This is a genomic window from Rubrivivax sp. A210, from assembly GCF_904426505.1.
Classification (GTDB): domain Bacteria; phylum Pseudomonadota; class Gammaproteobacteria; order Burkholderiales; family Burkholderiaceae_C; genus Rubrivivax.
Window position 1 is genome coordinate 14,160 of sequence record NZ_CAJGBN010000001.1, and the last position, 20,786, is coordinate 34,945.

At 68.5% G+C, this 20,786-nt stretch carries 19 protein-coding genes; 11 read left to right on the plus strand and 8 right to left on the minus strand.

All coding sequences use genetic code 11. The features are described from left to right. Positions 1 to 206 precede the first annotated feature (206 nt). Positions 207 to 2,825, plus strand: a complete 2,619-nt coding sequence (locus tag JMV16_RS00065; RefSeq protein ID WP_201492117.1) for a TonB-dependent receptor — start codon at positions 207 to 209, stop codon at positions 2,823 to 2,825. 304 nt (positions 2,826 to 3,129) lie between these two features. Then, positions 3,130 to 5,835 carry a TonB-dependent receptor gene (locus tag JMV16_RS00070; RefSeq protein ID WP_201492118.1) on the plus strand — a complete coding sequence of 902 codons (2,706 nt, stop codon included), beginning with the start codon at positions 3,130 to 3,132 and terminating at the stop codon, positions 5,833 to 5,835. Between the two features lie 249 nt (positions 5,836 to 6,084). Here the strand turns inward: JMV16_RS00070 and JMV16_RS00075 are convergent, their stop codons facing one another. The 7 genes from JMV16_RS00075 to JMV16_RS00105 form a co-directional block, all read right to left on the minus strand. Further along, a complete protein-coding gene (locus JMV16_RS00075) occupies positions 6,085 to 6,843 on the minus strand; it encodes a 3-hydroxyacyl-CoA dehydrogenase (RefSeq protein ID WP_201492119.1) in 759 nt (252 codons plus the stop codon). Between the two features lie 22 nt (positions 6,844 to 6,865). After that, complete coding sequence (gene adk, locus JMV16_RS00080) at positions 6,866 to 7,522, minus strand: adenylate kinase (RefSeq protein ID WP_201492120.1); 657 nt, start codon at positions 7,520 to 7,522, stop codon at positions 6,866 to 6,868. A gap of 110 nt (positions 7,523 to 7,632) precedes the next feature. Beyond that, positions 7,633 to 8,397 (minus strand): 3-deoxy-manno-octulosonate cytidylyltransferase, encoded by a 765-nt coding sequence (kdsB, locus tag JMV16_RS00085; protein ID WP_201492121.1) that lies wholly within the window; start codon positions 8,395 to 8,397, stop codon positions 7,633 to 7,635. After that, the gene (locus tag JMV16_RS00090; protein ID WP_201492122.1) at positions 8,397 to 8,603 is read right to left on the minus strand and encodes a Trm112 family protein; all 207 of its coding nucleotides are present in this window, start codon (positions 8,601 to 8,603) and stop codon (positions 8,397 to 8,399) included. The genes kdsB and JMV16_RS00090 overlap by 1 nt, the downstream gene beginning before the upstream one ends. Beyond that, complete coding sequence (lpxK, locus tag JMV16_RS00095; RefSeq protein ID WP_201492123.1) at positions 8,600 to 9,625, minus strand: tetraacyldisaccharide 4'-kinase; 1,026 nt, start codon at positions 9,623 to 9,625, stop codon at positions 8,600 to 8,602. The genes JMV16_RS00090 and lpxK overlap by 4 nt, the downstream gene beginning before the upstream one ends. A 19-nt stretch (positions 9,626 to 9,644) precedes the next feature. Beyond that, positions 9,645 to 10,064: an ExbD/TolR family protein gene (locus tag JMV16_RS00100; protein ID WP_201492124.1), complete on the minus strand. Its 420-nt coding sequence runs from the start codon at positions 10,062 to 10,064 to the stop codon at positions 9,645 to 9,647. A gap of 2 nt (positions 10,065 to 10,066) precedes the next feature. Then, entirely contained in the window at positions 10,067 to 10,699 is a 633-nt protein-coding gene (locus tag JMV16_RS00105) for a MotA/TolQ/ExbB proton channel family protein (RefSeq protein ID WP_201492125.1), read from the minus strand. A gap of 300 nt (positions 10,700 to 10,999) precedes the next feature. On the opposite strand from JMV16_RS00105, the gene xseA reads away from it, so the two are divergent. Beyond that, complete coding sequence (gene xseA / locus JMV16_RS00110) at positions 11,000 to 12,352, plus strand: exodeoxyribonuclease VII large subunit (RefSeq protein WP_411565002.1); 1,353 nt, start codon at positions 11,000 to 11,002, stop codon at positions 12,350 to 12,352. A gap of 52 nt (positions 12,353 to 12,404) precedes the next feature. Further along, complete coding sequence (locus tag JMV16_RS00115) at positions 12,405 to 12,986, plus strand: superoxide dismutase (protein ID WP_201492126.1); 582 nt, start codon at positions 12,405 to 12,407, stop codon at positions 12,984 to 12,986. A gap of 22 nt (positions 12,987 to 13,008) precedes the next feature. Here JMV16_RS00115 and JMV16_RS00120 read toward each other — a convergent pair whose 3' ends face one another. After that, on the minus strand, positions 13,009 to 13,494 hold the full coding sequence (locus JMV16_RS00120) for a DUF192 domain-containing protein (RefSeq protein ID WP_201492127.1): 486 nt from the start codon (positions 13,492 to 13,494) through the stop codon (positions 13,009 to 13,011). A 52-nt stretch (positions 13,495 to 13,546) separates the two neighbouring features. Between JMV16_RS00120 and JMV16_RS00125 the strand changes: the two genes are divergently transcribed. The 7 genes from JMV16_RS00125 to ccoG are packed head-to-tail and all read left to right on the plus strand — an operon-like array spanning position 13,547 to position 20,772. Further along, positions 13,547 to 15,865, plus strand: a complete 2,319-nt coding sequence (locus tag JMV16_RS00125) for a heavy metal translocating P-type ATPase (RefSeq protein WP_201492128.1) — start codon at positions 13,547 to 13,549, stop codon at positions 15,863 to 15,865. 8 nt (positions 15,866 to 15,873) lie between these two features. Next, positions 15,874 to 16,101, plus strand: a complete 228-nt coding sequence (ccoS, locus tag JMV16_RS00130; protein ID WP_201492129.1) for a cbb3-type cytochrome oxidase assembly protein CcoS — start codon at positions 15,874 to 15,876, stop codon at positions 16,099 to 16,101. Continuing rightward, positions 16,101 to 17,546 carry a cytochrome-c oxidase, cbb3-type subunit I gene (ccoN, locus tag JMV16_RS00135; protein ID WP_201492130.1) on the plus strand — a complete coding sequence of 482 codons (1,446 nt, stop codon included), beginning with the start codon at positions 16,101 to 16,103 and terminating at the stop codon, positions 17,544 to 17,546. Before ccoS ends, ccoN begins: the two co-directional genes overlap by 1 nt. Before the next feature lie 25 nt (positions 17,547 to 17,571). After that, positions 17,572 to 18,198: a cytochrome-c oxidase, cbb3-type subunit II gene (ccoO, locus tag JMV16_RS00140; protein WP_201492131.1), complete on the plus strand. Its 627-nt coding sequence runs from the start codon at positions 17,572 to 17,574 to the stop codon at positions 18,196 to 18,198. Positions 18,199 to 18,209: 11 nt separating this feature from the next. Next, positions 18,210 to 18,389: a cbb3-type cytochrome oxidase subunit 3 gene (locus JMV16_RS00145; RefSeq protein WP_201492132.1), complete on the plus strand. Its 180-nt coding sequence runs from the start codon at positions 18,210 to 18,212 to the stop codon at positions 18,387 to 18,389. Then, positions 18,386 to 19,300 carry a cytochrome-c oxidase, cbb3-type subunit III gene (gene ccoP / locus JMV16_RS00150; RefSeq protein WP_201492133.1) on the plus strand — a complete coding sequence of 305 codons (915 nt, stop codon included), beginning with the start codon at positions 18,386 to 18,388 and terminating at the stop codon, positions 19,298 to 19,300. Before JMV16_RS00145 ends, ccoP begins: the two co-directional genes overlap by 4 nt. Beyond that, positions 19,261 to 20,772, plus strand: coding sequence for a cytochrome c oxidase accessory protein CcoG (gene ccoG, locus JMV16_RS00155; RefSeq protein ID WP_411565007.1), 1,512 nt, complete (start codon positions 19,261 to 19,263; stop codon positions 20,770 to 20,772). The genes ccoP and ccoG overlap by 40 nt, the downstream gene beginning before the upstream one ends. Positions 20,773 to 20,786: the final 14 nt, after the last annotated feature.

Below are 20,786 nucleotides of genomic sequence, written 5' to 3' on the forward strand. Positions count from 1 at the left end.
CGGCGTGTAACCACGGTGCTGTTGCCGATGCGGCGCCGCCTATGCCCATGAATGGCGCGCCGGCCTTGCTGCCGTGTGAACAAGTGTTGCTGTTAGAATTCCTGCGCACGCCGTTCGCACGCTGGCGGCGGCCAGGCAGACCTGGCCGCTGCGGCGGTGGCGGCGAGTGAGCTCATAAGGCAATCCACACTCAGGAGTCGGATCACATGTTGTTCAAGCGTACCCAGGTCTGTTCAGGCGTTCTCGTGGCGTTGGGCGCAATGCTCGCGTTGCCGGCGCTGGCCCAATCCGGCCAACTCGTTGAAATCACCGGCTCGCGCATCAAGCGCATTGCTGCCGAAGGTCCGTTGCCGGTGGAGGTCATCACCCGTCTCGACATCGAGAAGAAGGGCGTCACCTCGACCAACGATCTGCTGCGTTCGCTGTCGTACATGTCGAGCTTCAACGACGAGCTGATCTCCAACAGCCCCAACGCCACGGGCTCGGCCTCGGCCGGCTTCCGCGGCCTGGGCGGCGACCAGACGGTCGTGCTGCTCAACGGCCGGCGCCTGGCCAACTATGGCTTTGACGGCGCCTTCGTCAACCTCAACACCATCCCGCTGGGCGCCATCGAGCGCGTGGAGGTGCTCAAGGACGGCGCCTCGGCCATCTACGGCGCCGATGCCATCGGCGGCGTCATCAACTTCATCACGCGCAAGGACTACCGCGGCGCCGAGATCACCGGCGGCTACGGCGTCTCCAACCGCGGCGACGTGAAGCAGACCGATGTCGGCGGCACGCTGGGTTTCGGCAACATCGACACCGACCGCTTCAACGTGATGGTCAACCTGAGCTACATGAAGCGTGACCCGCTGATGAACCTCGACCGCGAGCGCACGCGCACGGCCGACTTCCGGCGCTTCAAGGGCGGCGGCAACCAGCTCTCCACCTTTGCACCCACCGGCAACTTCGTCAACCCGGTGACCGGCAAGCAGTCGCCCTTCCAGCCCTGCCCGGACCCCAGCCTGGTGGTCTCGCCCTCGCCGCTGACCCCGGGTGACGCCGCCAGCTCGAGCTGCCTGTTCGACTTCGCGCCCTATCGCAGCACGCTGTTCGGCACCGAGCGCCTGGGCGGCATCGTCACCGGCCGCATCCGCGCCAGCGACAACACCTCGATCTTCGGTGAAGTGCTGTTCGCGCGCAGCGAGAGCTTCGCCAGCGCCGCGCCGACGCCGGGCAACTTTGCGCTCGCGGGCACCGGCAGTGCCATACCGCACCCCGCCAATCCGTTTGTGCAAGACATCACGGTGCGAGGCCGTCCGCTGCAGGCCGGCCCGCGCACCACTGAGAACACCTCGGACGCGACGCGCTTCGTCGTCGGGGTCGACACCGTGATCGCCGGCCAGGACGTCAACATCGCCGTCGGCCAGGCCAAGAACAAGGCCGAGAACGTCGACGGCGGCTACTTCCTGTTCGACAAGATGACGGCGGCCATCAATGCCGGCACCTTCAACCCCTTCTCGCTGACCAACCCGCAGTCGGTGCTCGACTCGATCAAGTCCAGCGACACGCGCCAGGGCGAGACCACCAACACCTTCGTCGAAGGCCGTGTCTCGGGCGACCTGTTCAAGCTGGCCGGTGGCGCTGCCGGCTACTCGGTGGGCGTGACCTTCGGCAAGGAAGAGATCGCCGACATCCCCGGCCTCAATTCGCAGGCCGGCAACGTCTTCGGCAGCATCCAGCAGGGCCCGGTCACCGGCAGCCGCAACCTGACGGCGGCCTACGCCGAACTGGCGCTGCCCTTCACCAACTGGATCGAGATGCAGCTCGCGCTGCGCACCGACCGCTACGAGGGCGGCACCAGCTCGACCACGCCCAAGATCGCGATCCGCGTCCAGCCCATCAAGGAAGTGCTGCTGCGCGCCTCGTACTCCGAGGGCTTCAAGATGCCCTCGCTGCGCGACCTCTTCGGCGGCACCAACGAGAGCGCCGATTCGGTGCAGGACTTCCAGGGTTGTGCCAATGCGGTGCCCACGCCCGTGCCTGCCGCCAACTGCCCGCGCCTGCAGTACACGCGCCAGTCGGGCGGCAACGCGCTGCTCAAGCCCGAGAAGTCCAAGAGCATGAACTTCGGCGTGCTGCTCGAGCCGGTCAAGGACATCACGCTGGGCCTGGACTACTTCATCATCGAGAAGACCGACGAAGTGGGTGACGTGCCGACCCAGTACGCCATCGACAACGTGCCCTATGTGAAGAACGCCACCACGGCGCTGCCCGGCAACCCGGGCGTGACCGTCACGCGCGACACCAACGGCACCATCACCCTCATCAAGCGACCCTCGGGCAACCTGGGCAAGCGCGAGATCCAGGGCTTCGACCTGAGCGGCGGCATTCGCGTGGCCACGCCGCTGGGCCGGGCACGCTTCGACGCCAGCGGCACCTACTACGAGAAGTACAAGTACGCCGACCTGCCCGACGCGCCGCTGTTCAGCCGTACCAACCTGCTGAACCTGCCGCGCTGGCGCACCCAGGCCACCGTGGGCCTGGCCACGGACGGGTGGGACTTCAGCCTCACCGCCAACAGCCGCTCGAAGTTCTTCGACAAGCCGCAGGCCACGGCCTCGACCCCGGCCAACCGGACCACGCCGGTGGTGGGCAACTTCGACACCTTCGACGCGGCCGTCGTCTACTCCGGCTTCAAGGGCCTGCGCCTGTCGATGACGGTGCAGAACCTGGCCGACAAGCAGCCGCCGTTCTCCAACAACGACCCGCGCACGCTGGGCTTTGCCCAGACCGACGACCTGCGCGGCCGCTACATCCGGTTCGGAGCCGCCTACACCTTCTGATCCGGATCAGGCACCCCTGCGCCGCGGGCTTCCCAGCCCGTGGCGCACCAGCATGGCGGGCCCTGGCCCGCCATGGCCTTTTCCGGAGCCGGTGTGCAGGCAGGCCGGTAGGCCGTCTCAACCGATGTGCAACCCCGCCGCAACGGTCGTGGGTTTCTCCCGAGTGGCCTCGTAACGGCTCCGTGACAATCTCCGACCACCCGCTTTCCGTCGACGCGGTTGCCCGAAGCCCAGCCGGCTTGGTTGGTACGGAGCATGCTTCGTTACGGAGGTGACGTAATTACCTTCTACAGGAGTGAGGTTCATGTTCAAGAAAACCAAGGTTTGCACCGGCGTGCTGATGGCGCTGGGCAGCATGGCGGCGATGGTCTCGATGCCGGCTGCGGCACAGGCCGTCGACCGCGTCGAGATCACCGGCTCGGCCATCAAGCGCATCGATGCCGAGAGCGCCGTGCCGGTCACGATCATCAAGATGCAAGAGCTGAAGTCGCAGGGCGTGACCAGCGTCGAGCAGATCATGAACTCGCTCAGCGCGGTGCAACTGACCCAGGGCTCCAGCCAGCAGGTGGGTGCGGGCACCGGCGGCGCGGCGTTTGCCGACCTGCGCGGCATCGGCGCCAGCAAGACGCTGGTGCTGCTCAATGGCCGCCGCATCGCAAACAACGCCATCGATGGCTCCGCGGTCGACCTGAACATGATCCCGTTCGCCTCGCTTGATCGCGTGGAAGTGCTGCGTGACGGCGCCTCGTCGCTGTACGGTACCGACGCCATCGGCGGCGTGATCAACTTCATCACCCGCAACAACTACCAGGGCGGCAGCATCACGCTGGGCGCCGACGCGCCTTCGGGCAAGGGCGGCAAGTCCGAGTCTGCGAACGTCGGCTTCGGCTTCGGCGATCTGGACAAGCAGGGCTTCAACATATTCGGCTTCCTGGACCTCAACCGCCAGCACCGCATCGACGGCCTGCAGCGCCCGTTCAACGCCCGCTTCCCCGGCGGCCTGTCGCCCACGCCTTTCCCGGCCAATTATTTGCAGGACGGCGCAGTCACTGCCAACCCGTCGGCTCCCGATTGCACCTCCCCATCATTTCTGACGCCGGATGATGATGCCCTCACTTCCTGCCTCATCAAGACAGCGAGCTTCGTCGACTACACGCCCGAATCCGAGCGCACCTCGGCCATGCTGCGCGGCGCGCTGCGCCTGGGCGATCACACCCTGGCCCTCGAATACTTCAAGACCCGCAACGAGTCCACCACCGAGATCGCGCCCGTTCCCTACGGCACGCTGTGGATGAACAAGAACCGCCCTGACGGCTCGCTCAATCCCTACTTCCCCGGCAACCCGGGCGCCATCACCCCGGGCTTCGTGATCAACCCCGCCTTCACGCAGACCAACATGAGCCCGCGGCCCGGCGTCACGCTGCAGCCCGGCTTCATCATCGTGAAGTGGCGCGCCATGGACGGCGGCTCGCGCAGCAACACCTCCATCAATGACCAGCAGCGACTGCTGGCCAGCGCGGACGGCGTGCTGGCGGGCTGGGATTACCAGCTCGGCGTCAGCTACAACGAGAACAAGATCAAGGAAATTGTTGCCGGCTATTCCGACGGCAACAAGATCGCGGTGGCCATGGCCAACGGCCTGATCAATCCGTTCAGCCGCGCTCAGGACGCCGCCGGTGCCGCCGCCATTCAGGATGCGCTGCTGGGTGGCAACCTGCAGAACCACCGTGGCAAGGTCACCGCGGTCGACGGCAAGGTCAGCCGCGAGCTGGGTGACTGGTTCGGCAGCGGCCGCGCCGCCGCCCTGGCCGTCGGCGCCGAGTTGCGCAAGGAAGACTTCATCTCCCAGGCCAACAAGCCGGTGGCCGAACTGCTGGTGGCCAGCACCGGTGTCGACCCCGATTCCCTGTCCAAGGGCAATCGCAAGGTCTCGGCGCTCTACACCGAGCTGAGTGTGCCCATCACCAAGCAGTTCGAAGCCACGGCCGCGGTGCGCTACGACAAGTACAGCGACTTCGGCGACACCATCAACCCGAAGTTCACGCTGCGCTACCAGCCGTCCAAGGCAGTGCTGCTGCGCGGCAGCTACTCCACCGGCTTCCGTGCGCCGTCGCTGTATGAGCTGAACGCTGCGCCGGCCTTCACCAACACCGGCACGGTGAATGATCCGGTCAACTGCCCCGGCGACCCTGGTGCGCCGATTGCCGGCAAGTCCAAGGCCCTGGTCTGCAGCGTGCAGTTCCAGCGCCTGACCGGTGGCAACACCGACCTGCAGCCCGAGAAGGCCAAGAACCTGACCTTCGGCCTGGTGCTCGAGCCGACTGCCAACGTGTCGCTGGGGCTGGATTTCTGGTGGGTGCGGGTGAAGGGTTCCATCGCCGCGCTGTCCGAGAACACCGTGCTGGGTGATGCCGTCACCTTCGGCCGCTACATCAAGCGCAATGCCAGCGGCGACCTGTCCATCGACGGCTTCTCCTGCCCGGGCTCGGATTGCGGCTACCTCGATCTGCGCCAGCAAAACCTGGGCAACACCAACACCCACGGCATCGACCTCTCGGCCACCTTCCGCCAGAGCCTGGGCGACATGGGCCGCCTGACGCTGGGCCTGAACGGCACCTACGTCAGCAAGTACGAGTACCAGGACTTCATTGGCGGCCCTTACAACCAGAACGTCAGCGTCTACGTCGGCGCGGGCCCGATCTTCCGCTGGCAGCACGCCGCCACGGCGCAGTGGAACGTCGGCTCCTGGACCCTGGGTGGCGTCGGCCACTTCAAGAGCGCCTACCTCGACCAGGATCCGAGCAACACGGTCGGCGCCTACGAGACCTACGATGCCTACGTCACCTGGGCCGGCATCAAGAACCTCAGCCTGACGCTGGGCATCAACAACCTGACCGACCGCGATCCGCCTTATTCCAACCAGGGCGAGGTGTTCCAGGCCAACTACGATCCGCGCTTCGCTGATCCGACCGGCCGCAAGTACTACGTGCGCGCCTCCTACCAGTTCTGACCATCGGCCCCGGCTGCCGGCGCCCGCAAGGTGCGCCGGCAGATCAGGCAGGTTTGAACGTGACGCCCTCGGCTTGCCGAGGGCGTTCTTGCTTGAGGGCCACAGGATGACGCAACCGCACCACTGCGGCGCGGGCGACTAAGGAGGGTGTTCGGCTAGCGCCCGGTGCGCGCCAGCCAGCAGCCACCCCCCAGCGCCGGGGCCATGGCGCCACGCGCCAAGCCGCCGCTCAGGACGGGCGGGCCAGGCTCACTTCGGCGCCAGCCGAATCGCGCCGTCGAGGCGGATGACCTCGCCGTTGAGCATCTCGTTCTCGAGGATGTGCTTCACCAGCTTGGCGTAGTCCTGGGGCGTGCCCAGGCGGCTGGGAAAGGGCACGCCGGCGGCCAGGGCGTCCTGCACCGCCTGCGGCATGGTGAACAACATGGGCGTGCCGAAGATGCCCGGCGCGATGGTCATGTTGCGGATGCCGTTGCGCGCCAGATCACGCGCGATGGGCAGGGTCATGCCCACCACGCCGCCCTTGCTGGCCGCATAGGCGGCCTGGCCGATCTGGCCATCGTAGGCGGCCACGCTGGCGGTGCTGATCAGCACGCCGCGCTCGCCGGTGGCCTCGGGCTCGTTCTTGCACATGGCCTCGGCGGCGAGGCGGATCATGTTGAAGCTGCCGACCAGGTTGACCGTGATCACCTTGCCGAAGGCGGCCAGCGGGTGGGCACCGTCCTTGCCCACGGTCTTGACGGCCGGCGCGATGCCGGCGCAGTTGATCAGGCCCATCAGCTTGCCCAGGCCCGTGGCCGCAGCCACCGCGGCCTGGCCGTCGGCCTCCTGGCTGACATCGCACTTGACGAAGACGCCGCCAATCGACGCCGCCACGGCCTGGCCGGCCTCGACCTGCAGATCGGCGACGACCACCTTGCCGCCAGCCGCGGTCAGCATGCGCGCCGTGCCTTCACCCAGGCCCGAGGCGCCGCCGGTGACGATGAAGACCTTGCCTGCGATGTCCATGCGCGGCGCTCCCGGCCTCGAATCAGGCGCCGACGGCGACCATCACGCGGGCGGTGATGGCCTCGACCGTGCCGGTGCCGTCGATGCACACATGGCGCGGGGCCTGCGCGTCGCCGGCAGCCGCCCACTTCGAGTAGTACTCGACCAGCGGCCGGGTCTGGCTCTGGTAGACCTGCAGGCGCTTTTGAACGGTCTCTTCCTTGTCGTCGTCGCGCTGGATCAGCGGCTCGCCGGTGACGTCGTCCTTGCCCTCGACCTTGGGCGGATTGAACTTGACGTGGTAGGTGCGGCCCGAGGGCAGGTGGGCACGGCGTCCGCTCATGCGTTCGACGATGGCGCTGTCGGGCACGTCGATCTCGAGCACGAGGTCGATCTTGACGCCGGCCAGCTTCATGGCCTCGGCCTGCGGGATGGTGCGAGGGAAGCCGTCGAAGAGGAAGCCCTTGGCACAGTCGGGCTGGGTGATGCGTTCCTTGACGAGGCCGATGATGATGTCGTCGCCCACCAGGCCGCCAGCGTCCATCACCTTCTTGGCCTCCACGCCCAGCGGCGTGCCGGCCTTGACGGCGGCGCGCAGCATGTCGCCGGTGGAAATCTGCGGAATGCCGAAATGCCGGCAGATGAAGGTGGCTTGCGTGCCCTTGCCGGCGCCCGGTGCGCCCAGGAGGATGAGTCTCATCGGGTTCCTCGTGTTGTCGTGGTTCTTCGCGCAGCCGTGCGGGGGCGCGGCCGCCTGTCTCGAATCGAGAATATCACGCGCTTCCCGGCGTCAAGCTGACGCGAGGCGCCCTAGGCAAACAGGGCTCTCACACGCGCCAGATCGGCCGGCGTGTCGACGCCCGGGCCGGGCCCGACGGCGGCCACATGCACCGCGATGCGCTCGCCGTGCCACAGCACGCGCAGCTGCTCCAGCGCTTCGCAGGCCTCGAGCGGTGCGGCCGGCAGCGCCGGAAAGCGGCGCAGAAAGCCGGCGCGGTAGCCGTAGAGGCCGACGTGGCGCAGCGGCTGCGGGCTGACGGGAATGGTGGTGACGCCGCCGCCATCGGAGGCTGGGCCGTCGCGCCGCCAGGGGATGGGCGCGCGGCTGAAGTAGAGCGCGCGGCCGGCGGCGTCGAGCACGACCTTCACGACATTCGGGTTCAGGTATTCGGCGACATCGGCAAGTGCGTGGGCGGCCGTGCTCATCACGCAGTCGGGCCGCTCCACCAGCAGTTCGGCGCAGCGCCGCACCAGCGCGGGTTCGATCAGGGGTTCGTCGCCCTGCACATTGACGACGATGTCGTCGCCATCCAGTTGCAGCAGGCCGCAGGCCTCGGCCAGGCGGTCGCTGCCGCTGGCGTGGTCGGCGCGCGTCAGCACGGCCTGTACGCCGTGGGCGGCGCAGGCCGCGGCGATGCGCTCGTCATCGCAGGCCACGACGACGCGCTCGGCGCCGCTCAGCGCCGCGCGCTCGGCCACGCGCACCACCATGGGCTTGCCGGCGATGTCGGCCAGCGGCTTGTCGGGCAGGCGCGTCGACGCCAGCCGCGCCGGCACCAGCACGCTGAACTTCATCAAGCGCGGGCGGCCTCGGCCGCGCTGTCGAAGGGCAGGGCCTCGCTCTCGAGCATCACCGGAATGCCGTCGCGGATGGGGAAGGCCAGGCGGTCGGCGCGGCAGCTCAGGGCCACCGGGCGCTGCTCGGCGTCGCGCTGCATCTCGAGCGCGCCCTTGCACAGGGGGCATACCAGCAGGTCGATCAGGCGGTGGTCCAGGCTCATGATGGGCGGCGTTTCAGCAGGGTCAGCAACTCGGCGACAAGCGAGTCGGGCAGGCGCAAGTCTAGCGGCAGCACCCACAGCCGCGTCGTGCCCAGCAGTTCGGGATTGATCTTGACCGCGTCCTTCTCGGTGACGACGACCTCGGGGGTGTCGGTGCGCCAGGGCAGGGTGGCGAAGTCGTAGTGGTCGGGCAGGGGCAGGCGGCGTATCAGCAGGCCCACGTCCTCGAGCATGGCGAAGAACTTCTCCGGCGCCGCCAGCCCTGCCGCGGCGAGCAGGCGGCGGCCGCGCAGTGCGGCCAGCGGCTGGGCCTGGCTGATGTCGCCGGCGCGCCAGGCATCCAGCGGCCAGGCGGCGGCGATCTGCCGCGTGGCCAGTGCGCCGGGCAGGGTGGTGCTGGGCCAGCCGCCGGTGTAGAGCACGCGCATGCGCGGTCCCAGTGCGGTGGGCATGGGCTCGCGCAGCGGGCCCGCGGGCAGCAGCTGGCCATTGCCGATGCCGCGCTGGTCGAACACCAGCAGCTCGGCGTCGCGCGCCAGCGCGTGGTGCTGCAGGCCGTCGTCAGCGATCAGCACGTCGATCTCGGGATGGCGCGTACACAGAACCAGGGCCGCGAGGTGACGGGCACGGCCCACGCAGACCGGCACGCCGGTGCGGCGGTGGATGAGCAGGGGCTCGTCGCCGACCTCGCTGGGGGAGCTTTCGCCGCTGACCACCGTGACGGCGCGGCTCTTGCGGCCGAAGCCGCGCGAGATCACGCCCGGGCGCCGGCCTGCGTCCTGGAAGGCCTTGACCAGGGCGATCACGGCCGGCGTCTTGCCGGCACCGCCGGCCACCACATTGCCCACCACCAGCAGCGGCACCGGCGCGCGCTGGGCCACGGTGTGGCGCCGCCGGCTCGCCGCCAGCACGCCGTACAGCCGCGCCAGCGGGCCCAGCAGCAGGCGCATTGCCGTCGGTTGCGACTGCGACTGCCACCAGTGGCGGGTGAGATGCCTCTCGAAATGTCCCGCCAGGCTCATGTGGCGCGGCGAAAAGGCATCAGCGGCCGTTGCCGCCCTGGGCGGCGAAGGTCAACCGCGACAGGCCGGCCCGGCGCGCCGCGTCGAGCACGTTGATCACCGCCTGATGGGCCGCCAGCGCGTCGGCGGAGATGATGACCACGGTCTCGGGGCGGCCACCGGCGGCGGCTGAGAGCTCGGCCGTGAGGGCCTCGACGCTGCGGCCGTCGACCGCCTTGCGGTTGATCGAGTAGCGGCCGTCGCCGGCCACCGCGACGATGACCTCGGAAGGCCGGTCGCGCAGCTTCTCGGCATCGGCCGCCGGCAGGTTGATCTGCAGCTCGGTGAAGCGCGAATAGGTGGTCGACAGCATCAGGAAGATCAGCACCACCAGCAGCACGTCGATGAAGGGGATCAGGTTGATCTCCGGTTCCTCGATGCGGCGGCGGCTGAACTTCATCGTCAGCCCTTGACCGCGAAGCGCAGCAGATGCGGCACCATGCGCTCTGCAGCCAGTTCCATGGCGAGCTGGAATTCGTCGACGCAGCCGCGGAAGTAGCGGTAGAACATCAGCGAGGGGATGGCGATCATGAGGCCGAAGGCGGTGTTGTAGAGCGCCACCGAGATGCCGTGGGCCAGCTGCTGCGGGTTGCTGCCCCCCGCGGCGCCCGGCGCCTGCGAGCCGAAGATCTCGATCATGCCAACCACGGTGCCGAACAGGCCCAGCAGCGGCGCCGCCGCGGCGATGGTGCCCAGGGTGTTGAGGTAGCGCTCCAGGCCGTGTACGGCGCTGCGGCCGGCGTTCTCGAAGGCCTGGCGCAGCGCGGGCTCCTGGATGCGGGGCTCGGCGATGATGGCGCGCAGGCCGGAGGCGAGCACGCCGCCGAGCACCGAGTTGTCGTTGAGCTTGTTCACCACGTCGGCGGTGGGCAGGCTGGAGCGCGTGACACCTATGACCTCATCGACCAGCTTGAGCGGCGCCACCACGGTGCGGCGCAGGTGGTAGAGGCGCTCGATGACCAGGGCCATGGCGACCACCGAGCACAGCATCAGGGGCCAGATCGGCCAACCGGCCGCTTGTATGATCGAAAGCAAGGCTTGTCTCGTGCTGCTCGTAAGTGGCGGTGCGCGTGGCGCCGGATTATGGGGCAAGCCCGGCCGCCTTCAGCCCTCGCAAAGGCAACGTCTGGTGTAGCCGCTTTCGCGCCTGCTGCCGCAAGCCTCAATCTGTGGATAACGTTGTGGGCAAACGCGCGGCTTTTGCGCTTGTGCCGTCACTTTGGCAGGTCGCCGACGTGATGCACAGTCACAGTGCATTCATTTTTTTCATGCAAATCAATTACTTGCATCATCGTGTCGGGGCTGTGACCGCAAGCATGCGCGGGCGAGGACCTGATGGTGCGGCTGTGGAGTTCCAATGCCGCGCCAACCGGGGCTTATCGCGTGACTGAGCCCGCAATGCCTTTGGCGGCGCGCGTGCCCTGGGGTGTGGCCGCGCTGTTGCTGGCCACGGGCGATGCACTTGCTGCGCGCTTTGGCTCTGTGGCCGTGCGCGGCGAGATCTCAGGCTGGACGCGCGCTTCCAGCGGCCACTGCTACTTTTCGCTCAAGGATGCCGACGGCGCCCAGGCCCTCCTGCGCTGCGCGATGTTCCGCCGCGCCGCGGCCCTGCTCGACTTCGCGCCCGCCGATGGCCAGCAGGTCGAGCTGCGCGGGCGGCTGGGTGTCTATGAATCGCGCGGCGAACTGCAGCTCATCGTCGAGGCGCTGCAGCGCGTGGGCGTGGGCTCGCTCTACGAGGAGTTCCTGCGCCGGCGCAACCGCCTCGCCGCCGAGGGCCTGTTCGATGCCGCGCGCAAGCGGCCACTGCCGGCTTTTCCGCGTCTGCTGGGCGTGGTGACCTCGCCCGGCGCAGCGGCGCTGCGCGATGTGCTGACGGCGTTGCAAAGGCGGGCGCCCCAGGTGGGCGTGGTGATCTATCCGACCCTGGTGCAGGGTGCCGAGGCGCCAGCGCAGATCGAGGCCGCGCTGCGCCTGGCCGGCCAGCGGGGCGAGGTCGACGCGCTGCTGCTGGTGCGCGGCGGCGGCTCGCTCGAAGACCTGTGGTCCTTCAACGATGAGCGCGTCGTGCGCGCCATCGCCGCCTGCCCGCTGCCGGTGGTCTGCGGGGTGGGCCATGAGACCGACTTGACGCTGGCCGACCTGGCGGCCGATCTGCGAGCCGCCACGCCCACCGCGGCGGCCGAGCTGGCGGCGCCGGCCCTGGCCGAGCTGCTGGCCCAGCTGCAGGCGCGCCAGGCCGCGCTGCAGGTGGCGGCCGAACGCATGCTTCAAGCGCGCGCCCAGCGCCTGGACACGCTGGCGCTGCGCCTGGGCCAGCCGGCGCGGTCGCTGGCCGGCCAGGGCCAGCGCCTGATTGACACCGCGGCGCGGCTGTCGCGGGCGCTGCGCCAGCAGCAGCAGGCCGAGCTGGAGGCCTGCCGGGCTCTCGCCCAGCGTCTGGGGCGCGGCGCGGCGCGCCAGCTGGAAAGTCAGGCGCACGGTCTGGAAGCGGCGGCGCTGCGCCTGCAGGCCCACGATCCGCACCGCGTGCTGCAGCGCGGCTATGCCTGGATCGAGGCGGCCGACGGCCGGCCGGTGGTCTCGGCTCTAGCGCTGCGGCCGGGCCAGGCGGTGCGCGCGGTGTGGGCCGACGGCCATGCCCAGGCCCAGGTGCTGAGCGTCCAAGCCCTCACGCCCTCGCTCTGAGGCCTGCCTGCCTACAATGCCTGCCAGCCATTCCAACAGGAGGATCTGGACCATGGAACACACCCTGCCCGCACTGCCCTTTGCCATCGACGCCCTGGCGCCGCACTACAGCAAGGAGACGCTCGAGTTTCACCACGGCAAGCACCACAACGCCTATGTCGTGAACCTCAACAACCTGCAGAAGGGCACCGAGTTCGAAGCCCTGACGCTGGAAGAAATCATCAAGAAGGCCAGCGGCGGCATCTACAACAACGCCGCCCAGATCTGGAACCACAGCTTCTTCTGGAACTGCATGAAGCCGGCCGGCGGTGGCGAGCCCACCGGCGCGCTGGCGGCGGCCATCACGGCCAAGTGGGGCAGCTACGCAGCCTTCAAGGAAGCCTTCGTGAAGTCGGCCGTGGGCAATTTCGGCTCGGGCTGGACCTGGCTGGTGAAGAAGGCCGACGGCAGCGTCGACATCGTCAACACCGGCGCCGCCGGCACGCCCCTGACCACTGCCGACAAGGCGCTGCTCACCGTGGACGTGTGGGAACACGCCTACTACATCGACTACCGCAACCTGCGCCAGAAGTTCGTCGAGACCTTCCTCGACAAGCTGGTGAACTGGGGCTTCGCCGAGAGCAATTACGCCTGATGCGAGGCCGGCGCGGCCGCCTTCAGCCCTTGAAGGGCCGGCCGCGCAGCCTGAAGCCGGCTTTCAGCCCGCGCTTGGCAAACCAGCCCTGATGCATCTCGAGCGCGTAGCGCACGGGCTTGGCCGAACAGTGCGACTGCTCAGATTGCGGCTGCATGTCGGCCAGGTTGACGATGCTGCCGTCGTCGTCGATGAAGGCGATGGTGATGGGGACCAGCGTGTTCTTCATCCAGAAGCAACGCATGCCCGCCTCGTCGTTGACGAAGAGCATGCCCTCGTTGCCGGGCATCGCGCGCCGGAACATCATGCCCGTGGCCTGCTCCTGTGACGAGATCGCGAGCTCGGCCTGGATCACATGCATGCCGGCGGTGATGGCAATGGTCTGCAGCTTGGGTTGCGGCGCCGTTTGCGCCCGGGCCTGCGGTGGCATCAGGGCCAGCGCGGCCAGCATGCCGAGAAGCAGTGGCCCGAGGCGGGTGAGGGCAGGGCTTGCGTTGACGGTGGTCATGGGTCTCTTGCAGGGTCGGTCCTAGATTATCTCTTTCACTGAATCCGTCCCGATGACTGCCGCCAAGGCCGAAGAACTTGCTCAACCGGCCGCGGCAGTCTCAGCAGCCGCGGCTCTCGAGGTCGTCGACGACCCGCTCGAGCAGGGCCAGTTCACGCGCATGGTGGCCGGGGCCGGTGGTGTGCGCCTGGCGGAATCGTCGCTGCAGCTTTCGGGCATGCATTGCGCCGCCTGCAGCGGCATCATCGAGCGCGCCCTGATGGGCGTGCCCGGCGTGCGCGGCGCACGCGTCAGCGCCGCCGCCGAGCGCGCCACCGTGACCTGGGATCCGGCGGCCACCAAGCCCTCGCTCCTGATCGCCGCCGTGCGCGGCGCCGGCTACGACGCCGTGCCCGATGCCGCCGCGCCGGCGCGGGCTCTGCGCCAGGCCGAGCATCGCCAGGCCCTGTGGCGGCTCTTCGTGGCCTCGTTCTGCGCCATGCAGGTGATGATGTTCGCCACGCCCAGCTATGTGGCCGACGCCGGCACGCTGGCGCCCGATCTGCGCCAGCTGCTCAACTGGGGCAGTTGGCTGCTCTCGCTGCCGGTGCTGCTTTTTTCCGCCGGGCCTTTCTTCAGCGGTGCCTGGCGTTCACTGCGCCAACGCCGCATCGGCATGGACGTGCCAGTGGCGCTGGGCGTGGCCATCACCTTCGTCGCCAGCAGCGGTGCCGCATTCGACCCCGGCGGCGCCTTCGGCGACGAGGTCTGGTTCGATTCGCTGACCATGTTCGTGAGCTTCCTGCTTGCGGCGCGCTATCTTGAATTGCGTGCGCGCCAACGTGCCGCGGCGGCACTCGAGGGCGCTTTGGCCCGCCTGCCCGAGACCGCCTGGCGCGTGGCCGCCGACGGCAGCACCGAAGCCGTGAGCCCGCAGCGGCTGCAGCCCGGTGATCTGGTGCGCGTGCCGGTGGGCCAGGCCTTCGCGGCCGATGGCTTGCTGGAGCAGGGCGCCACGCGGGCCGATGAGGCCTTGCTCAGCGGCGAGTCCGCGCCGGTCGAGAAGGCCGTCGGCGACGAACTCGTGGCCGGCAGCCTGAACCTCGGGGCGCCGGTACTGCTGCGCGTCAAACGCGTCGGCGGCGACACGCGTGTGCAGGCCATCGTCGAGATGATGCGCGGCGCGCTCAGCCAGCGGCCGGCCGCGGCCCGCCTGGCCGACCGCTGGGCCGGGCCCTTCCTCTGGGGCGTGCTGCTGCTGGCGGGCCTGGCGGCGCTGTACTGGCACTTCGTCGATCCCTCGCGTGCGCTGCCGGTGGCGGTGGCGGTGCTCATCGTCACCTGTCCCTGCGCGCTTTCGCTGGCAGCACCGGCCGCCCTGGTGGCGGCGGCGCGCGGCCTGGCGCGGCGCGGCGTGCTGGTGCAGCGCCTTGACGCCATCGAGACCCTGGCCGGCGCGACGCAGTTCTTCTTCGACAAGACCGGCACGCTGACCGAGGACCGCCCGCAGTGGCGCCAGACGCGGCTGACCGAGGCCGGCAGCCCTGGCTGGGAGGCCGCTGGCGAGCGCGACGCGCTGGCGACGGCGGCGCTGCTGGCGGCATGGTCAACGCATCCGCTGTCGCGTGCGCTGGTCGCGGCGGCCGCGGTCAAGACCCCAGGCCAAGGCTGGTCGGCCCCGGCCGAGCGCTCGGGTCTCGGCTGGTCAGGCTTCGAGGAGGTTGCAGGGCAAGGCGTGCAGGCGCTCGACGGCGAGGGTTGCCGCTGGCGACTGGGTTCCGCGGCCTGGGTCGATGCCGCGGCCACGGGCGAGGGCCAGGTCTGGCTGGGCTGCAACGGCCGCGCCCGCGCCGCCTTCGTCTTCGACGAGACGCTGCGTCCCGGCACCATTGCGGCCTTGCAGGCCTTGCGCGCCGAAGGCCTGCGCGTGACGCTGCTGACCGGCGATGCCCTGCCGCGTGCCCAGGCCCTGGCTGCGCGCGTGGGCTTCGACGAGATCGTCGCCGCGGCCACGCCCGAGACCAAGCTGGCCGCGGTGGCCGCCGCGCAGGCTGCCGGCGAGCGCGTCGTGATGGTCGGCGACGGCATCAACGATGCCCCGGTGCTGGCGCGAGCCGATGCCTCGCTGGCAATGGGGCAGGGCGCCCTGGTGGCGCGCAGCCAGGCCGATGCGGTGGTCACCTCCAATGACCTTGCCGATGTTGTGCGTGCCCGGCGCAGCGCGCGCAAGGCCGTGGCCATCGTGCGCCAGAACATCGCCTGGGCCCTGGTCTACAACGCGCTGGCCATTCCCATGGCCGTGGCCGGCTGGCTGCCGCCCTGGGCCGCCGGCCTGGGCATGGCACTCAGCTCGCTGGCCGTGGTCTTCAACGCCCTGCGCGCGGCCCGCTAGGAAACGCCATGGAGAGTCTTTACCTGCTGATCCCGCTGTCCGCGGGCCTGGTGCTCGTCATCATCGCTGTCTTCGGCTGGGCCCTGCACCGGGGCCAGTTCGACGACCTCGAACAGGAAGGCGAGCGCATCCTGGAAGACGACCCACCGCCGCTTGATGGCGATCAAGGGTCTTGTAAGGGCGGCACAGAAGAATCGCGCGTGAGGCGAGATCCGCCGAATAGAGGAGATTTTTGATGGCAAACAATGCCGTGGCACCGGGAGGCGGTGTCTACAGCGATACGGTGGTCAGGTTTTTCTCCGTGGCCGCCGTGGTGTGGGGCGTGGTGGGCATGCTGGTGGGCGTGATCATTGCCGCACAGCTGACATGGCCCGAGCTGAACTTCGGTATCTCGTTTCTGAGCTACGGCCGCCTGCGCCCGCTGCACACCAATGCGGTGATCTTCGCCTTCGGCGGCTGCACGCTGTTTGCCACCTCCTACCATGTGGTGCAGCGCACCTGCCAGACGCGCTTGTTCGCGCCCGGCCTGGCGATGTTCACCTTCGTCGGCTGGCAGCTCGTGATCCTGGCCGCGGCCGTCACGCTGCCCCTGGGCATGACCAGCGGCAAGGAGTACGCCGAGCTCGAGTGGCCCATCGACATCCTGATCGCCGTGATCTGGGTGAGCTATGCCATCGTCTTCTTCGGCACCGTCGGCATCCGCAAGGTGCGCCACATCTACGTGGCCAACTGGTTCTTCGGCGCCTTCATCCTCGCCGTGGCGCTGCTGCACATTGTCAACAGCGCGGCCATTCCGGTGAGCCTGTTCAAGAGCTACTCGGCCTATGCCGGCGTGCAGGACGCGATGATCCAGTGGTGGTATGGCCACAATGCGGTGGGCTTCTTCCTCACCGCCGGCTTCCTGGGGATGATGTACTACTTCATCCCCAAGCAGGCCGGCCGTCCGGTCTACAGCTACCGCCTGTCCATCGTCCACTTCTGGGCGCTGATCTTCACCTACATGTGGGCGGGCCCCCACCACCTGCACTACACCGCGCTGCCCGACTGGGCGCAGAGCATCGGCATGATCTTCAGCCTGGTGCTGCTGGCCCCGAGCTGGGGCGGCATGATCAACGGCATCATGACGCTCAGCGGTGCCTGGCACAAGTTGCGTGACGACCCCATCCTGAAGTTCCTGATCGTGAGCCTGTCGTTCTACGGCATGAGCACCTTCGAGGGCCCGATGATGTCGATCAAGACCGTCAACGCCCTCAGCCACTACACCGACTGGACCGTCGGCCACGTTCACAGCGGCGCGCTGGGCTGGGTCGGCCTCATCAGCATGGGCAGCCTGTACTACCTGATCCCGCGCCTGTTCGGCCGCAGCCAGATGTACAGCGTCAAGGCCATCGAGACCCACTTCTGGCTGGCCACCATCGGCATCGTGCTGTACATCGCCGCGATGTGGATCGCCGGCGTGATGCAAGGCCTGATGTGGCGCGCGGTCAACCCCGACGGCACCCTGGTCTACACCTTCGTCGAGAGCGTGAAGGCCACCTTCCCGTACTACGTGGTGCGCCTGCTGGGCGGCCTGCTCTACCTGAGCGGCATGGTCATCATGCTGTGGAACACGGTGATGACGGCCAAGAGCGGCCACGCCGTCGAAGTGGCGGTGCCGGCGGTTGCGCCGGCCCATGCCTGACGCGGCCCACAAGGAGAAACAGAACATGGCCAATGCACATGTGCCGGTCGGTCACGAGAAGATCGAGACCAACAACTTCCTGATGATCGTGCTGATCCTGCTGTCGGTGGCAGTGGGCGGCATGGTCGAGATCCTGCCGCTGTTCTTCCAGCGCTCAACCACGCAGGCGGCGCCGGGCCTCAAGCCCTACACGCCGCTGCAACTGGCCGGGCGCGATGTCTACATTCGCGAGGGCTGCTACAACTGCCACTCGCAGATGGTGCGCCCCTTCCGCGCCGAGGCGCTGCGCTACGGCGCGGTGTCGACGGCCGGCGAGTTCGTCTATGACCACCCCTTCCAGTGGGGCAGCAAGCGCACCGGGCCCGACCTGCACCGCGTCGGTGGCAAGTACAGCGACGAGTGGCACCGCACCCACCTGAACAACCCGCGTGACCTCGTGCCCGAGTCCAATATGCCAGCCTATCCCTGGCTGATGACCGCGGCCGTCGACCCCGCCAGCATGGCGCCGCGCATGGCCGCGCTGCGCAAGGTGGGCGTGCCCTACAGCGACGCCGAGATCGCCAAGGCCGCCGAGGATGTGAAGGGCCGCACCGAGATGGATGCCGTGATCGCCTTCCTGCAGGTGCTGGGCACCGCCGGGGCCGCCAAGTAGGAGGGCAGCCCATGGACGTCAATGACCTTCGCGTCGCTGTCACGGTGGCCAGCCTGGCCCTCTTCGTGGCGCTGATGCTGCATACCTGGAGCCGCCGCCGGCGCGCCGACCACGAAGAGGCGGCGCAGCTGCCCTTCGCCGGCGAAAAGCCCGAGCCGGCCGTCAACGCATCCCGAGGAGAGAACCCGTGAGTGATTTCGTATCCAGTGGCTGGGCCCTGTTCGTCGCCGCGGTGACGGTCCTGAGCCTGGTCTTCTGCCTCGTGCTGCTCGTCATCGCGAGCCGCCGCAAGGTGATGGCCAACGACAACACGACGGGCCACGTCTGGGACGTCGACCTGCAGGAGCTCAACAACCCGCTGCCGCGCTGGTGGATGTGGCTGTTTGTGGCCACCGTGGTCTTTGCCGCTGTCTACCTGGCCTTCTACCCGGGCCTGGGCACCAATGCCGGCAGCCTGGGCTGGACCAGCCGGGGCCAGTTCGAGGCCGAGCAGGAAAAGGCGCGCGCCGCGCTGGAGCCGGTCTATGCCAAGTTCACGGCCATGTCGGCCGAGCAACTGGGCAAGGACGCGCAGGCCATGGGCATAGGCCAGCGCCTCTTCCTCAACAACTGCGCGCAGTGCCATGGCTCCGACGCACGCGGCAGCAAGGGCTTCCCCAACCTGGCCGACAGCGACTGGCTGGGCGCGGGCACGCCCGAATACATCGGCAAGGTCATCGCCGAAGGCCGCACCGGCATGATGCCGCCCATGGCGGCCGCGGTGGGCACCAGCGAGGACGTGAAGAACGTCGCCCACTATGTGCTGAGCCTGTCGGGCAGCGCGCACAACGACGTCGCGGCCCAGCTCGGCAAGGCCAAGTTCGGCGCCTGCGCCGCCTGCCACGGACCCGACGGCAAGGGCATGGCGGCGATCGGCGCGCCCAACCTGACCGACAAGACCTGGCTGCACGGCTGGGGCGAGCCGGCCATCGTCGCCATGGTCACGGGCGGCAAGACCAACGTCATGCCGGCCCAGGGCCGCCTGCTCACGCCGGCGCAGATCCATGTGCTGTCGGCCTACGTCTGGAACCTGTCGCAGGGCACCCGCGTCGCGGGCAACTGAAGACCGGTGATCCTTTGACGGAGCCCAAAACCATCGCCGCCACCCCTGCCGCATCGGAAGACGATGCGCGCACGGTGGTGGTGTCGATGTACCAGGCGCAGAAGAAGATCTATGCCCGCGCCGTGAGCGGCTGGTTCGCCCGCTGGCGCTGGGCCCTGGTGTGGGCGACGCAGATCATCTTCTACGGCCTGCCCTGGTTGCAGTGGGCCGGGCGCCCGGCGGTGCTGTTCGACCTGCCGTCGCGGCGCTTCTATGTCTTCAACTTGGTGCTCTACCCGCAGGATTTCATCTACCTGACGGGCCTGCTCATCATCTCGGCCTATGCGCTCTTCCTCTTCACCACGGTGGCGGGGCGGCTGTGGTGCGGCTATGCCTGCCCGCAGACGGTCTACACCGAGATCTTCATGTGGGTGGAGCGTCACATCGAGGGCGACCGCCCGCGCCGCCAGAAGCTCGATGCCGCGCCCTGGAGCCTGAACAAGCTGTGGCGCAAGACCGCCAAGCAGGCGGCCTGGATCGCCATCGGCCTGTGGACCGGCTTCACCTTCGTCGGCTACTTCACGCCCATACGCAGCCTGGGCGGCGCTGTGCTCGCCTTCGGCCTCGGGCCCTGGGAGCTGTTCTGGATCCTGTTCTACGGCCTGGCCACCTACGGCAACGCGGGCTGGCTGCGCGAGCAGGTGTGCAAGTACATGTGTCCCTATGCACGCTTCCAGAGCGTGATGTTCGACCGCGACACGCTGATCATCAGCTACGACGCCGAACGCGGCGATCCGCGCGGCACGCGCGGACGCAAGACCGATCTCAAGGCCGCCAATCTGGGCCACTGCATCGACTGCGGCCTGTGCGTCGAGGTCTGCCCCACCGGCATCGACATCCGCAACGGCCTGCAGTACGAATGCATAGGCTGCGCCGCCTGCATCGACGTCTGCAACGGCGTGATGGACAAGATGCAATACCCGCGCGGCCTCATCCGCTACGACACGCTCGAGGGCATGGACAAGCACCTCGGCCGCGCCCAGGAGATCAAGCGCATTTTCCGCCCGCGCGTCATCGGCTATGGCCTGGTGCTGCTGCTGATCTGCGGCGCGCTGCTGGTCAGCTTGCTGATGCGCTCGCCCTTCCGGGTCGATGTCGTTCGTGACCGCGGCGTGCTGTCACGCGTGGTCGACGATGGCTGGGTCGAGAACGTCTACCGCCTGCAACTGATGAACGCCAGCGAGAGCGAGCAGCGCTACCGCATCACGGCACGCGGCCTGCCGGGCCTGGCCACCGATCTCAAGACCGACATCGAGATCGGCTCGGCCCAGGCGCGCTGGGTTCCGCTGGCGCTGCGCGTGCCGCCCGAAGCCGCGGCCTCCGTCGGCCCCGGCAGCCATGGCGTCGAATTCGTCGTCGAGCGCATCGCCGCCAGCGCCGACGAGGCGAGCCGAACCCAGGTCGAGAAATCGACATTCATGGTGCCCCGCTGAGGCGGCCACCGCAG